The sequence below is a fragment of the Algihabitans albus genome (assembly GCF_003572205.1).
Taxonomy (GTDB): domain Bacteria; phylum Pseudomonadota; class Alphaproteobacteria; order Kiloniellales; family DSM-21159; genus Algihabitans; species Algihabitans albus.
The window spans coordinates 499,970-512,501 of sequence record NZ_QXNY01000002.1; the positions used below are offsets into that span (position 1 = coordinate 499,970).

A 12,532-nucleotide genomic window follows, 5' to 3' on the forward strand; every position below is an offset into this window, starting at 1 on the left:
GCTCAGCCCTTCCCCCGAACGAAGCGGTCTCATCCGCCTCCTGGCATCCTAGGTCTCGTCCGAGGCCTCGCCGCCCTGGCCTCGTGCTTCGTCTTGACCGTCCTGGTCCTGCTGACCCTCCTGGTCCTCTTCGATGGCGTCGGCATCCTCGCCGTTTTCCAGATCCGCCACCCGCGCGACCGACACGACGTGCTCGTCTTCGGCGACACGGAACAGCCGCACGCCACGGGTCGAGCGGCTGGCAATGCGGACATCGTGGATCGGCGAGCGGATCAGCTGTCCGGCGTCCGTGACCAACATGATCTGGTCGTCCGGCTCCACCGGGAAAGTGGCGACAACGCGCGCCGGCTCGCTGCCTTTCGGCCGCGCAAGATCGATGTTGGCGATGCCCTGCCCGCCGCGCCCGGCGATCCGGTACTCGTAGGCGCTGGTCCGCTTGCCGAAGCCGTCGGTCGCCGTGGTCAGGACGAACTCTTCGCCCTCGGCCAGTTCGGCCAGACGTGCCTCGTTGAGCTCCACCGCAACCTCGCCGTCGGTTTCGGGCTCGCCCTCGGACACAGTTTCCTCGTCGGTCCCCTCGTCCACCGCACGGCGCTGCGCCGCCGCCCAGCGCAGGTAGGCGACACGCTCCTCCATCGCGATCTCCTGATGGCGGAGAATGGAGAGGGAGATCACCTCGTCGCCGCCGAGCAGCCTGATCCCGCGCACGCCGACGGAATCGCGTCCGGCGAAGACCCGCACGTCGGTCACCGGGAAGCGGATCGCCTTGCCGGCGGCGGTCGCCAGCAACACGTCGTCGTCCTCGCTGCAGACCTGCACGCCGATCAGCCGGGTTCCCTCGTCGAGCTTCATGGCGATCTTGCCGTTGGCCTTGACGCTGGTGAAGTCTGACAGGCGATTACGCCGCACCGTGCCGGCCGAGGTGACGAAGACCGCGAAGAGCTGATCCCAGGTCTCCTCGTCCTCCGGCAGCGGCAGGTAGGCGCTGATGGTTTCGCCCTCCTCCAACGGCAGCAGGTTGACGAAGGGCTTGCCGCGCGCCTGGGGCGTGCCGAGCGGCAGACGATAAACCTTCTGCTTGTAGGCCATGCCGCGCGAGGAGAAGAACAGCACGGGCGTATGGGTGTCGCAGACGAAGAGACGGGAGACGAAATCCTCCTCCCGCGTCGCCATGCCGGCGCGGCCCTTGCCGCCGCGCTTCTGCGCCCGATAGGTCGAGAGCCGGACGCGCTTGACGTAGCCGGCGTGGGTGACGGTCACGACCATCTCCTCGCGCGGGATCAGGTCCTCGATATCGTGTTCGAACTCGGAGTCGACGATCCCGGTGCGTCTCGCCTCCTGGCCGAAGCGCTCCTTGATGTCGACCAGCTCGCCGCGCAGCAGCTCCAGCAGGTGCGGACGGGATTCCAGGATCTGCAGGTACTCGCGCACCTTGCCGGCGAGAGCTTCCAGCTCTTCGCCGATCTTGTCGCGCTCCAGGGCCGTCAGGCGCTGCAGGCGCAGCTCCAGAATCGCCCTGGCCTGTTCCTCGGTCAGGCGGGTGGTTCCGGCCCGCTCGCCCTCCTGCGGGATGCTGATCCGCGGGTCCTCGATCAGCCGGATGTAAGGTTCGGCCCGCTGGGCCGGCCAATCGCGCGCCATCATCTGCGTGCGTGCGGTGACCGGGTCGGGGGCGGCCCGGATCAGGACGATCATCTCGTCGATATTGTCGACGGCCACGATCAGACCGGCCAGAACGATCATGCGCTCGCGCGCCTTGCCCAGCTCGTAGGCGGTGCGTCGGCGGATCACCTCCTCGCGGAACTCGACGAAGGCCGAGATCACGTCCTTCAGGGTCATCTGGCGCGGGCGGCCGCCCTGGATCGCCAGCATGTTCACGCCGAAGGAGGTCTGCAGCGAGGTGAAGCGATAGAGCTGGTTGAGCACCACCGGCGCATCGGCGTCGCGCTTCAGCTCGACCACCACGCGCAGACCGTGGCGGTCCGACTCGTCGCGCAGGGCCGAGATGCCTTCGACCTGCTTCTCCCGCACCACCTCGGCGATGCGTTCGATCATGCGCGCCTTGTTGACCTGATAAGGCACGTCCTCGATGACGATGCGCTGCGGGTCCTCATCGCTCGGCTCCATCGAGGTGCGCCCGCGCATCAGGATCGAGCCGCGCCCCTCGGTATAGGCCTTCAGGATGCCGCTGCGCCCGACGATCAGGCCTCCGGTCGGAAAGTCCGGCGCCTTGACGATCTCGATCAGCTCGGTCAGCGAGATTTCGGGGTTGTCGACATAGGCGCAGCAGGCCTCCAGCACATCGCCGAGGTTGTGCGGCGGAATGTTGGTCGCCATGCCGACTGCGATGCCGCCGGCGCCGTTGACGAGCAGATTGGGAAAGCGCGCGGGAAGAACCGTCGGCTCGCTGGTGCTCTCGTCGTAGTTCGGCTGGAAATCGACGGTATCCTTGTCGATGTCCTCCAGCAGGGCATCGCTGGCCAAACGGGTCAGCCGCGCCTCGGTGTAGCGCATGGCCGCCGCGGGATCGCCGTCCATCGAGCCGAAGTTGCCCTGGCCGTCGATCAGCTCCTCCCGCATGGAGAAGTCCTGCGCCATACGAACCATGGCGTCATAGATCGCCTGGTCGCCGTGCGGGTGATACTGCCCCATGACGTCACCGACGATGCGCGCCGACTTGCGGTAGGCACGGTTCCAGTCGTAGCCCTCGGTCTTGGCCGCGTAGAGGATGCGCCGATGGACCGGCTTCAAGCCGTCGCGCACGTCAGGCAGCGCACGGCTGACGATCACCGACATGGCGTAGTCGAGGTAGGAGCGCTTCATCTCCTCCTCGATCGTCACCGAGGTGAAGCCGCGCTCCCCGTCGTCGGTCGGACCACCGCCGCTTGGCGGCAGATCGCTCCCGCCGCCGTTCTGAATCTCGTCGTCCGAAAGATCGGCGTCGCCCATGCCTTGCGGGCTGTCAAAGTCGCTCAAGTGTCTTCCCTGATGTTGTCGATCTTTTGTATCGAGAGGCTGGAGGCGACCAGAACCTGCGCTAAGCTCCTGGGGTGGGCCATCGCGCCCTCGCGAGTCGCCTCGTGAGATGTCCGAAATCTAGCAGATACCGCACCCGCGAACAAACCGGCGAACCCGCGTAACAGCCTTGCAGGCAGCGAACTGGGGGAAAGAACGGCAGGCCGGAAAACCACTGAGGATCGCGGATTGGTTTTAAAGAAAATAATCTTTTCCAAATCAATGCACTATACAGCTTCTCTAATTCGTTGCAGGAGCAAGAAAATTCTCTCTGTCGGGTCACTTGATAAGAGGCCACCGGAGCACCGACGGCCGCGACCTTTGGCGTCGGTCTTGACGGACTTCGGAGCGTTCGGATCCGGAACCACGATTCAGGCCGCGCCGGACCGGACACCGGCCTGATCGATGGCGGGCCCCGAGTCCTCCGCCGCCCCCAAGGTTCCAGGAACGCCCAACCTTCCCGAGACGGCCATCGTCCTGGGCTCGGCGGTCGCGGCCGCGACCGCCCTGATCGCCCTGGCAGCGGCGGAATTCGGCGCGACGCGAGCGGACTGGCCGGGTCTTGCCGCCGCTGCCGCCGCGCTCCTCTTCACGGGCCTGGCGGTGCTGGCCGGGGCGCCGAAGGGGTGGCGCTGGGTGGGCGCCACGGTCTGCGCCCATTTGGGCCTGCATCCCTGGCTGGCCGAGGAAGCGACGCGCCGCCCCCTGACCGCACTGGCCGTCGCCGTCGTGGCTTTGACCCTGTGGATTGCGCTCGGCGTCGCGGGGGAGCGACGCCGGCAGGACTGGCGCGCCTCGGTCTTCCTGGGATTCCTGGTCGGCCTGTCGGCGCTCGTGCGCCCCGACCTGCCGGCTCTGACGCTGCCGCTGGCGGCTTTGGCGCTCTGGCTGGCCGGCGAAACGCTCCGCCCCGGGTCCAGCCTCGCCTTGTTCGTCGTGGCCGCAGTTCTCTCAACGGCCGCCGGGCTGGCTTTGCGCTGGCTGGTTTTCGGCCTGGACAGCCTCTGGCAGCCGGGCACCCTTGCTCCGTTGGCCCATTTTCTGCAGGTCAACGCCGTTGCCGCAACGGCCGGACTGTCGGCCCTGGCCCTGCTCGGCAAGCGCGCCTGGCGCCCGGCGGCGCTGCTATTCGTCCCGCTGTTGATCTTCGCCGGAATGACCCTCTGGAGCGCACCCCTGAGCCCGCTGCGGCTGGAGTCAGCTCAGGCTCTCTACCTTCCGCTGCTGCCGCTTCTGGCCGTCGCCTTCGGTGTGCTTCTGGCCCGCGCCTTGGACGCCCTTCCCTCCATTCGGCCAGCGGACGACCTGGGCAAGACGGCTGCGCTTATTCTGGGCCTGGTCTTCATTCTGCATCTGCTTGCCCTGAACGTGACACGCTGAGCTGCGGTGTCGCCAACGGACCGCCGGAGATGGCCCCGGCCGCTAACCTCGCCGCAACACTCTTTCCTCTATACCTGCTCGCAGTCGACAACCGTGACGGGAGTGTCAGGCGATGGATCGAGTTCTTGCGAAACGCCAGCAGCAGCAGCCCCTCGACCTAGATGGCGACGGCAGCAGGCTGGCTTGCTCCAGCTTATGGAATCCGGAACTCTGCGGCGGATCTCGGCGGCCATAGTGTCCGCTTCGTTCTTGGCAGGGGCGGACCCATGCCGGCCGGCGACCCAGGCCCCGCGCGAGACCAGATAGTGATCAGTCGGACCCACGTATTAGGTCCGGCGATTCCGTTAAATCCAGTCTCGATTCAGAGTGTTAGAGCATGTTGTTGATCTGCGGAACCGCGAAGCGGTCCCGTACGATCACATCATGCTCTAGAAGGGAATATCGTCGTCCAGGTCGCCGGGGCCCGGGGCTGGAGCGCCGCCGCCGTAACCACCGCCACTCGAGGACCCGCCACCCGGCGAACCGCCACCTGAGGGCGCCGCACCATAGTCGCGCTCGTAGCCGCCACCGCCGCCGGCGAAGTCCTCGCCGCCACCGCCACTCCGGCCGTCGAGCATGGTCATCTCACCGCGATAGCGCTGCAGCACCACTTCGGTGGAGTAGCGCTCCTGACCGCCTTGGTCGGTCCATTTGCGGGTCTGGAGCTGACCTTCCAGATAGAGCTTGGCGCCCTTCTTCAAAAAGCGCTCGATGACGTCGATCAGCTTGTCGTCGAAGACGACGACTCGATGCCATTCGGTCTTTTCGCGCCGCTCGCCGGTCTGACGGTCGCGCCAGTTCTCGCTGGTGGCGACCGAGAGATTGGCGACCTTGCCGCCATTCTGCATCGAGCGAATCTCGGGATCCCGCCCCAGGTTGCCGACCAGAATGACCTTGTTGACGCTACCGGACATGAAACGAAACCCCTTCTTGATCTCACGCGACGTGCCACCGGCGCGGGAGCCTAACGAACAGCTTGCCCAAGGGAAACAAGCAAGCAACGCTGCCTTGTGGAAAAGGCACCGCCGGGGAGTCGCCAAACGCCCCGGCGGCGTCCATATTGGCGTCTGGCGAGTCCCCGACAGTCCGACTCGCCCTGCCCCAAAACCGCGAGTAGACGAGAGGCCATGGCCGAGCGAAAGGCAAAGCGTGCCGCGAAGGCATCCGCGGTCGATGCGCCCGTGATCGAGGTGCGCGGCGCGCGCGAACACAATCTCAAAAACGTCGATGTGGTCCTGCCGCGCAACCGCCTCGTGGTGCTGACCGGCCTGTCCGGCTCCGGCAAGTCGTCCCTCGCCTTCGACACCATCTACGCCGAGGGCCAGCGTCGCTACGTGGAGAGCCTGTCGGCCTACGCGCGGCAGTTCCTGGAGCTGATGCAGAAACCCGACGTGGACTCCATCGAGGGTCTGTCGCCGGCCATTTCCATCGAGCAGAAGACCACCTCAAAGAATCCGCGCTCGACCGTCGGCACCGTCACCGAGATCTACGATTACCTGCGTCTGCTCTATGCCCGAGTCGGCATCCCCTACTCGCCGGCAACCGGCCTGCCGATCGAAAGCCAGACCATCAGCCAGATGGTCGACAAGGTCATGGAGATGTCCGAGGGCACGCGGCTCTACCTGCTGGCGCCTGTCGTGCGCGGCCGAAAAGGAGAGTACCGCAAGGAGTTGGCGGAACTGCAGAAGCGCGGCTTCCAGCGGGTCAAGATCGATGGCGAACTCTATGAAATCGACGAGTCGCCGAAGCTCGACAAAAAGCGCAAGCACGACATCGAGGTGGTGGTGGACCGGGTGGTGGTGCGGTCCGGGCTGGAAAGCCGACTGGCCGATTCCTTCGAGACGGCCCTGGCGCTGGCCGACGGCCTGGCCTTCACGGAGGAGGCCGACGGCGGCGCCCGCAGCACCTTTTCCGCCCGCTTCGCCTGCCCGGTCTCCGGCTTCACCATCGACGAGATCGAACCGCGGCTGTTCTCCTTCAACAATCCCTTCGGCGCCTGTCCCTCTTGCGACGGCCTGGGGCAGACCACCTACGTCGATCCCGATCTGGTGGTGCCCGAACCGAACCGCAGCCTGCTCAAGGGTGCCATCGCGCCCTGGGCCAACTCCTCCTCGCCCTACTACGCACAGACGCTCGAGAGCCTGGCGAAGCACTACGGCGTGTCCCTGCGCGATGCCTGGGAAGACCTCCCGGAAGCGGCGCGCAGCGCGATCCTCTACGGCACCGACGGCGAGGCCGTCGCCATGCAGTACGATGACGGTCTGCGCAGCTACCAGACCGAGAAGGCTTTCGAGGGCGTCATCCCCAACCTGGAACGGCGCTGGCGCGAGACGGACAGCGACTGGGTGCGCGACGAGATCGGCAAGTACCAGGCCGCCAAACCCTGCGGCGCCTGCGATGGGCACCGGCTGAAGCCGGAGGCCTTGGCGGTCAAGGTGGACGGACTGCATGTCGGCCAGGTCTCCGCCAAGTCCGTGGCCGAGGCGGCCGACTGGTTCGCCGAGTTGGAAGCGCGGCTGCGCCCGCAGCACCGCGAAATCGCCCGCCGCATCCTGAAGGAGATCAACGAGCGGCTCGGCTTCCTGAACGACGTCGGACTGACCTACCTGACACTCGGCCGCGCCTCGGCCACTCTGTCCGGCGGCGAAAGCCAGCGCATCCGCTTGGCCTCGCAGATCGGCTCGGGCCTGACCGGCGTGCTCTACGTCCTGGACGAACCCTCGATCGGACTGCATCAGCGCGACAACGCCCGGCTGCTGGAGACCTTGCGGCGGCTGCGCGACCTCGGCAACACCGTGATCGTCGTCGAACACGACGAGGACGCGATCCGGACCGCCGACTGGGTGGTCGACATGGGCCCCGGCGCCGGCCAGCACGGCGGCCAGGTGGTGGCCGAAGGCGTGCCGGCGAAAATCGAGCAATCTCCGGAGAGCCTGACCGGCCAATATCTGACAGGTCTGCGACAGATCCCGATACCCGAACTGCGGCGTAAGGGACACAGGGGGCAGAGGATCAAGGTGATCGGCGCGACCGGCCACAATCTACAAGGCATCAGCGCCGAGATCCCGCTCGGAACGCTAACCTGCGTCACGGGCGTTTCCGGCTCCGGCAAATCGACCCTGACGATCGAAACCCTCTACAAGGCGCTGGCCCGCAAGCTGAACGGCGCGCGCGAGGTGCCGGCACCGCACGAGGCGGTCGAGGGGCTGGAGTTCCTCGACAAGATCATCGACATCGACCAGTCGCCGATCGGCCGCACCCCACGCTCGAACCCGGCGACCTATACCGGCGCCTTCACGCCGATCCGCGACTGGTTCGCCGGCCTGCCGGAGGCCAACGCCCGCGGCTACGCCCCCGGACGCTTCTCCTTCAACGTCAAGGGCGGGCGCTGCGAGGCCTGCCAGGGCGACGGCGTCATCAAGATCGAGATGCACTTCCTGCCCGATGTCTATGTCACCTGCGACGTCTGCAAGGGGAAGCGCTACAACCGGGAAACTCTGGAAGTTACGTTCCGTGGCAAGTCTATCGCCGACGTTCTTGATATGACGATTGAGGAAGCACAAGACTTCTTCAAAGCCGTTCCGGTGATCCGCAACAAGATGGAGACGCTGCAGCGGGTCGGCCTCGACTACGTGAAGCTCGGGCAGCCCGCCACCACCCTGTCGGGCGGCGAGGCGCAACGCGTCAAACTGGCCAAGGAGCTCTCGAAACGTTCGACCGGCAAGACCATCTACATTCTGGACGAACCGACGACCGGCTTGCACTTCGAGGATGTGCGGCGGCTGCTGGAAGTGCTGCAGGCTCTGGTAGAGGCCGGGAACACCGTCGTTGTGATCGAACACAATCTGGAGGTCATCAAGGTCGCCGACTGGATTCTCGATCTCGGGCCCGAGGGCGGCGACGGCGGAGGCCGGATCGTGGCCCAGGGAACGCCCGAAGAGGTGGCCCGCAGCGACGGCAGCTATACCGGCGCCTTCCTCGCACCCTACCTGCCGAAGCCCGCACGCTCCGGCGGCCGCAAGCGCGCCTAGACGTGACAGCCGGACCGTAGCACCGCAGGCCACCGCGATCTGGCCCGGAAAGACGAATGACAATGCCTGACAACCTATCCATGACGGCTCCGCGCCCGGATCTGCGGGAAACCCTCGAGTGGCTGACCACACGGGCCATGCAGGAGGTACGGCGCGCCAGCTTCCTGCTGGCCGGGACCTGCCAGCGGCTCCGCGAAGGCGGTCTGCCGATCGACCGCGCCAGCCTGCATATTCTTCAGCTGCATCCGCTGTTCTCGGCCCGCACCCTGGTCTGGACCTCCGAAACCGGCGGGACGGTGCAGGTGGACCGCGCGCATGGCGTCCAGAACACCGAGATGTATCTGCGCAGCCCGATCAAGCCGATCTATGACGGTGGCCCGGCCTTGCGGCGGCGGCTGGAGGTGGCCGACGACGACCTCGACTTCCCGATCCTCCACGACCTCAAGGCTCAGGGCTTCACCGACTACACCATCCGGCCGATCTTCTTCTCGCGCGGCCAGAACATGGCGATCAGTTTCACCACCAGCCGGATCGGCGGTTTCACGGACGCCGACATCGCCGCGCTCGATCTCGTGCTGCCCACCTTCAGTCTCGCCCTCGAGCTTCAGGAAACCCAACGCACCGCGCAGATGCTGTTGGAAACCTACATCGGCCCGATCGCTGGCGAAAACGTTCTGGAAGGCTCGATCCGGCGTGGCGACGGCGCCATGATCCACGCCGTCGTCTGGTACTCCGACTTGCGCGATTTTACCGGCCTGTCGGAGACGCATCCCCTCGATGAGGTGCTGGACGTTCTCAACCGCTATTTCGACGCGATCTGCGCCTCGGTCACGGGGCATGGCGGTGAGATCCTGAAGTTCATCGGCGACGGCGTGCTGGCGATCTTTCCCATTGAGGAGCGCGGCGCCGGAGATCGCGAGATGGCGGTGATGGCCTTGAAGGCCGCCCGGCAAGCTCTGCAGACTCTGGAAGACCAAGGGAACGTGCACTGCGGTATCGCCCTGCATCTGGGCGATGTGATGTACGGCAACGTCGGCGCGCGCGACCGGCTCGACTTCACGGTGATCGGGCCGGCGGTAAACCTGGCGACCCGCCTTGAGCCGCTCACGAAAGGTCAGACACCGCCGCTGGTCGTCTCCGACGAATTCCTGCGGGCCTGGGGCGGCAAGGCCCGCTCGCTCGGCAAGACGCAGCTCAAGGGAATCCAAAAGCCGCGCGAGGCCTTCGTGCCTACCTTCGAAGACTAGAGCCTGTTGTGATCGTATGGAATCGCTTCGCGGTTCCGCCGATCACAAGAAACAGACTGTAACGCCCTGAATCTAGACTAGATTTAACGTAATCGCCGGACCCACTTATTGGGTCCGACTGATCACTATCTGATCTAGAAGCGTACTCCAAGGGTCAGGGCGCCGAAGAGGTCGTACTGATCGTCCTCTTCCTGTTCTGGCGAGCGCAGCACGGTGGTGAAGACCAGCCGCGCGCGGTCATAGGACAGGGCGGCGCCGCCCTGCAGATCGAAGACGACGTTGTTCTTTTCCACCGACTGGCTGTCGCGGAAGGTGTTGCCGTCCAGGAAGATGTTGCGCGCGACCGCCCGTGCCTCGCCGCCGCCGAAGAGATACCAGCCGAGCTTCTTCTCACGCGTGAAGAACTCGGAACCGGGAACGGAAGGCCGGATCCGGGGCGGTCCGAAGTCCCGGTCGGGCAGGCCTCCCCCGATCCGGAAGGTGGCGCCCACGCCGGCATGAGTCATGACGTTGCCCACCGAGGCGCCGGCGTGAGGCAGGACGTCGGCCTGCATGCCCAGGAACCGGCCCGGCGCCCGGAACCGCCACTTGCGCTCGTAGGAGAGCACGAAGCCGGGTTCGTTCTCGAGCTGGTTGTCCCAGCCGTCGGCCTCCGGGACGCCGATGAAATTATGGAAGGTGTTCTGAACGAACTCGCCTTGTGCCAGAGGCCCGACCACACCAAGATCGAGGTTTACGGCTTCATAGTTCCTGTAGGCCTCGTCATAGGCGACCACGCCGAATCCGAAGTACAGCCAGGCCGCATAGGGGCGGTCGTCATCGATCGGATTCTCCGCCCCTGTGTCTTCCGGTGTGAAGATGCTCTGACCGAGCGCCAGCTTCCAGCGCCGGTTCGGATAAGGATCGGGAAACGGAACCGACGAAGCCCAGCTCTGCAGCGTTTGCTCGGGGCGCCGCCAATCCTCGCCCCCACAACCGCCGTTGACCTCGGGCGACAGCAGCGACAGCCGCGTTCCGTGCGTGTAGTTGCGGTCGGTTCCGGCGATCCGGTCGTTTTCGACCTGAAGGCTCGCGATGACGTCGCATTCCGGCAGATCGTCAGCCAGCGCGGGCGCGACCGGTAAAAGCGCGGCGGTGCCAACGGCAGCGGCGAGCAAGACCATAAAACGCATCGAGGTACCGACCTTCCGCAGTCTTTGGGCGCGCGACATTGCCTCAGGCGCAGGCCGCCGAACAGCATAGCGTAAACGATGTCGCGCGCTTGTTCGCACCATGCCCTACGTAACGCACCGGTCGTAGGCAACTTGCGGACGAGATCGTGATAGTCTCGATCGGATAGCGAGTCCATGAGGTCGTAAATCGCTTTCTAGTCCTTTGGTTGCACCGGCAGGCTGCCTCGGGCTATCTGTCGGACCATGACGGCCACACAAAAAGCTATTCACGTCGTGGGCGGCGGTCTCGCAGGGTCGGAGGCCGCCTGGCAGATCGCCAGGCGCGGCGTACAGGTCGTGCTGCACGAAATGCGCCCGACACGCGGGACCGAAGCGCATCAGACCGACGGATTGGCCGAACTGGTCTGTTCGAACTCCTTCCGCTCGGACGACGCGCTCAACAATGCCGTCGGTCTGCTGCACGAAGAGATGCGGCGCTGCGAATCTCTGATCCTGCGCTGCGGCGATGCCCACAAGCTGCCCGCGGGCGGCGCATTGGCCGTCGACCGCGACGGCTTCTCGGCCGCTGTAACCGCCGCGTTGGAGACCGAGCCGCTGATCGCCATCGAACGCGGCGAGGTCGAAGGCCTGCCGCCGGCCGACTGGGACTCGGTCATCCTGGCGACGGGTCCCCTTACATCGCCGGCCCTGGCCGAAGCGATCGGCAGCTTGACCGGAGAAGCCCAACTCGCCTTCTTCGACGCCATCGCCCCGATCGTCTACCGCGAGACCATCGACTTTTCGAAGGCCTGGATGCAGTCCCGCTACGACAAGCCGGGCCCCGGCGGCTCGGGCAAGGACTACGTCAGCTGCCCTTTCACCAAGGAGGAGTACGAGGCCTTCGTAGCGGCTCTGCTTGCGGGAGAAACCACGGACTTCAAGGACTGGGAGAAGAATACGCCCTACTTCGAGGGCTGCCTTCCGATCGAGGTCATGGCTTCGCGCGGCATCGACACCCTTCGCTACGGCCCCATGAAGCCAGTGGGCCTGACCGATCCACGAACCGGGCGGCAGCCCTACGCCGTCCTACAGCTGCGCCAGGATAACGCGCTCGGGACGCTCTACAACCTGGTCGGCTTCCAGACCAAGCTGAAGTATGGCGAGCAGAGCGCCGTTTTCCGCATGATTCCGGGACTGGAGACGGCGGGTTTCGCGCGCTTGGGCGGGCTGCACCGCAACACCTTCATCAACGCACCGCGTCTGCTCGACGGCGAACTGCGCCTGAAGCTGCAGCCCCGCTTGCGCTTCGCCGGCCAGATCACCGGGGTAGAAGGCTATGTCGAGTCCGCCGCCGTCGGCATTCTGGCCGGTCGCTTCGCGGCGGCGGAACACCTTGGCGAGGTGCAGACCCCGCCGCCACCGACCACGGCACTCGGTGCCTTGCTCGGTCATATCACGGGCGGTGCGGACGCCGAGACCTTTCAGCCGATGAACATCAATTTCGGGCTCTTGCCACCGCTCCCGGCCGGAGCGGACGGCAAGAAGCTCAAGAAACGCGAACGAAAGCCGGCCATGGCCCGACGCGCGCTGAGCGATCTGGAGGCCTGGCTGGGCGGCCCGGCGCCGGATCTTGGACGGTCCGGCAACCGGCAGGCGGCGGAGTAGACCG

At 65.8% G+C, this 12,532-nt stretch carries 7 protein-coding genes; 4 read left to right on the forward strand and 3 right to left on the reverse strand.

Annotated features, from left to right (window positions below):
• Window positions 1-48: 48 nt before the first annotated feature.
• Window positions 49-2,949, reverse strand: coding sequence for a DNA gyrase subunit A (gyrA, locus tag DBZ32_RS03965; protein ID WP_119165794.1), 2,901 nt, complete (start codon window positions 2,947-2,949; stop codon window positions 49-51).
• 471 nt (window positions 2,950-3,420) lie between these two features.
• On the opposite strand from gyrA, the gene DBZ32_RS03970 reads away from it, so the two are divergent.
• Window positions 3,421-4,395: a hypothetical protein gene (locus DBZ32_RS03970; RefSeq protein ID WP_119165795.1), complete on the forward strand. Its 975-nt coding sequence runs from the start codon at window positions 3,421-3,423 to the stop codon at window positions 4,393-4,395.
• A 428-nt stretch (window positions 4,396-4,823) separates the two neighbouring features.
• Here DBZ32_RS03970 and ssb read toward each other — a convergent pair whose 3' ends face one another.
• A complete protein-coding gene (ssb, locus tag DBZ32_RS03975) occupies window positions 4,824-5,348 on the reverse strand; it encodes a single-stranded DNA-binding protein (RefSeq protein ID WP_119165796.1) in 525 nt (174 codons plus the stop codon).
• Between the two features lie 213 nt (window positions 5,349-5,561).
• Here ssb and uvrA point away from each other — a divergent pair, with 213 nt between their 5' ends.
• Window positions 5,562-8,465: an excinuclease ABC subunit UvrA gene (gene uvrA / locus DBZ32_RS03980; protein WP_119165797.1), complete on the forward strand. Its 2,904-nt coding sequence runs from the start codon at window positions 5,562-5,564 to the stop codon at window positions 8,463-8,465.
• Between the two features lie 62 nt (window positions 8,466-8,527).
• Window positions 8,528-9,712, forward strand: a complete 1,185-nt coding sequence (locus DBZ32_RS03985; protein ID WP_162906546.1) for an adenylate/guanylate cyclase domain-containing protein — start codon at window positions 8,528-8,530, stop codon at window positions 9,710-9,712.
• Between the two features lie 134 nt (window positions 9,713-9,846).
• Here the strand turns inward: DBZ32_RS03985 and DBZ32_RS03990 are convergent, their stop codons facing one another.
• Window positions 9,847-10,884 carry a lipid A deacylase LpxR family protein gene (locus DBZ32_RS03990; RefSeq protein WP_119165799.1) on the reverse strand — a complete coding sequence of 346 codons (1,038 nt, stop codon included), beginning with the start codon at window positions 10,882-10,884 and terminating at the stop codon, window positions 9,847-9,849.
• Between the two features lie 243 nt (window positions 10,885-11,127).
• Between DBZ32_RS03990 and trmFO the strand changes: the two genes are divergently transcribed.
• Entirely contained in the window at window positions 11,128-12,528 is a 1,401-nt protein-coding gene (gene trmFO, locus DBZ32_RS03995) for a methylenetetrahydrofolate--tRNA-(uracil(54)-C(5))-methyltransferase (FADH(2)-oxidizing) TrmFO (RefSeq protein ID WP_119165800.1), read from the forward strand.
• Window positions 12,529-12,532 lie beyond the last annotated feature (4 nt).

Excerpts from the sequence above, each read along its gene's own strand:
- uvrA (WP_119165797.1), top strand. The coding sequence starts at position 5,562 with ATGGCCGAGCGAAAGGCAAAGCGTGCCGCGAAGGCATCCGCGGTCGAT.
- ssb (WP_119165796.1), bottom strand. The coding sequence starts at position 5,348 with ATGTCCGGTAGCGTCAACAAGGTCATTCTGGTCGGCAACCTGGGGCGG.
- trmFO (WP_119165800.1), top strand. The coding sequence starts at position 11,128 with ATGACGGCCACACAAAAAGCTATTCACGTCGTGGGCGGCGGTCTCGCA.
- DBZ32_RS03970 (WP_119165795.1), top strand. The coding sequence starts at position 3,421 with ATGGCGGGCCCCGAGTCCTCCGCCGCCCCCAAGGTTCCAGGAACGCCC.
- DBZ32_RS03985 (WP_162906546.1), top strand. The coding sequence starts at position 8,528 with ATGCCTGACAACCTATCCATGACGGCTCCGCGCCCGGATCTGCGGGAA.
- gyrA (WP_119165794.1), bottom strand. The coding sequence starts at position 2,949 with ATGGGCGACGCCGATCTTTCGGACGACGAGATTCAGAACGGCGGCGGG.
- DBZ32_RS03990 (WP_119165799.1), bottom strand. The coding sequence starts at position 10,884 with ATGCGTTTTATGGTCTTGCTCGCCGCTGCCGTTGGCACCGCCGCGCTT.